Source organism: Rugamonas fusca (genome assembly GCF_014042365.1).
Classification (GTDB): Bacteria; Pseudomonadota; Gammaproteobacteria; order Burkholderiales; family Burkholderiaceae_D; genus Rugamonas; species Rugamonas fusca.
Window position 1 is genome coordinate 1 of the sequence record NZ_JACEZS010000122.1, and the last position, 242, is coordinate 242.

At 45.9% G+C, this 242-nt stretch carries 1 rRNA gene; it reads left to right on the forward strand.

Going from position 1 to position 242, the window contains the following annotated elements:
• A 23S ribosomal RNA gene (locus tag H3H36_RS26575) occupies nt 1–89 on the forward strand; the annotation flags it as partial.
• Nucleotides 90–242 lie beyond the last annotated feature (153 nt).

Here is a 242-nt window from a genome sequence, read left to right on the forward strand (position 1 = left end):
GTTCGAGACCAGGACGTTGATAGGCTGGGTGTGGAAGTGCAGTAATGCATTAAGCTAACCAGTACTAATTGCCCGTACGGCTTGTCCCTATAACCTTAGCAGGTTGTGGTGAATAAGAAGTGCGTTGAACGTTCGTTGATACAACTTCATTACTCAATCCTTACGCTTGTATAAACGGTATAAATCGTTTATACTGCTTCTTCCAGATTCGAGCTGTCGCTGCCCCGTTGGGAGCGAAAGCT